This window comes from Mycobacterium sp. TH-M15, from assembly GCF_057473705.1.
In genome coordinates this window covers 1-1,605 of record NZ_JBYCLB010000495.1, presented here as the reverse complement: position 1 = coordinate 1,605, position 1,605 = coordinate 1, and the positions used below count along the sequence as shown (strand labels likewise).

Annotated in this window: 2 protein-coding genes; both read left to right on the top strand. The window is 71.9% G+C overall.

The annotated features are described in order from the left end of the window. The coding region (locus AC2VNT_RS12095; RefSeq protein WP_486947090.1) for a zinc-binding dehydrogenase at positions 1 to 639 on the top strand (639 nt) is incomplete at its 5' end. A 128-nt stretch (positions 640 to 767) separates the two neighbouring features. Continuing rightward, positions 768 to 1,592, top strand: coding sequence for a dihydropteroate synthase (folP, locus tag AC2VNT_RS12090; RefSeq protein WP_486947091.1), 825 nt, complete (start codon positions 768 to 770; stop codon positions 1,590 to 1,592). Positions 1,593 to 1,605 lie beyond the last annotated feature (13 nt).

The window sequence follows — 1,605 nt, the reverse complement described above, 5'->3', positions numbered from 1 at the left end:
CCCAACCCGGGTCTGTCGGCGTGGCTGTCGCTACGGCATGCTGCGCAAGTCAAGCCCGAACACCGCGTCCTGGTGCTGGGGGCGACCGGGGTCACCGGCTCCCTGGCCGTGCAGCTGGCCAAGACCGAGTTCGGCGTGCGGCAGGTCGTCGCGGTCGGTCGCGACCCGGACCGCTTGCAGTGGTTGCGCGGTGTCGGCGTCGACGAGGTCATCCGGCTCGGCTATGACGATCTCGGTGCCCGGGTTGCCGAGATGCACCGCGACCGGCCGTTCGACTCGGTCATCGACTACGTGTGGGGGCAACCCGCCGAACACACCCTGGCCGCACTCGCCAACCAGGGGCTGGCCGCAACCTTCCACGCCACCCGATTCGTCCAGGTCGGTCAGATGGCGGGCCCGACGATCAACCTGCCGGCAAGTGTGCTGCGCAGCGCCGGCATCACCATCGCCGGCCTGGGCTTGGGAAGCGTCCCGCCCGATATCCAGCATCGAGCTCACACCGAGTTCCTGCCGCGACTCTTCGCCATGGTGGCCGACGGTCAGGTTGAGCTGAAGACCCAGGCCCTGCCGCTGGCCGAGGTTGAGGCGGTATGGGATCGACGCGAACCGCCGGGTACCCGGGTGGTGCTGAGGCCGTAAGGCTCGGTTGCGGGGGCCGCAAGCAGAAGTCGCAGCCGGCGTCACGCCGGTGATTCGCCGCCAGGCACCATGGACGTGTGCAGTCAACCCTGTGCGGCCGCCCGGTGGCGCCTGACCGGGCGCTGATCATGGCGATCGTCAACCGCACCCCGGACTCCTTCTACGACGCCGGCGCCGCCTTCGCCGACGAGGACGCCAAGGCCGCGGTGCACCGGGCCGTCGCCGACGGCGCCGACGTGATCGACGTCGGCGGGGTGAAGGCCGGACCCGGCGACGAGGTGGACGCCGACGCCGAGACCGCCCGGGTGGTGCCGTTCATCGAGTGGCTGCGCGGCGCCTACCCCGACCAGCTGATCAGCGTCGACACCTGGCGGGCCGAGGTGGCCGAACGCGCCTGCGCCGCCGGGGCTGACCTGATCAACGACACCTGGGCCGGCGTCGACCCGGCGCTGCCGGTGGTGGCCGCCGAATTCGGCGCCGGGCTGGTCTGTTCGCACACCGGCGGCGCCGCGCCGCGCACCCGGCCGTTCCGGGTCTGCTACGGGACGACGGTCCGCGGCGTCGTCGACGACGTCATCGCCGAGGTCACGGCCGCCGCCGAGCGGGCGGTCGCCGCCGGGGTGGCCCGGGATGCGGTGCTGGTCGATCCCACCCACGATTTCGGCAAGAACACCTTCCACGGGTTAGCGTTGCTACGGCACACCGCGGATCTCGTCGACACCGGCTGGCCGGTGCTGATGTCGCTTTCCAACAAGGACTTCATCGGTGAGACCCTGGGTGCGGGCCTGACCGGGCGTCTGGAGGGGACGCTGGCGGCCACCGCGCTGGCGGCGGCGGCCGGCGCCCGGATGTTCCGGGTGCACGAGGTCGGGCCGACCCGGCGGGTGCTGGAGATGGTGGCGTCGATCCAGGGCGGGCGAGGCCCGACGCGCACGGTGAGAGGACTGGCATGACGGAGTGGCGCAG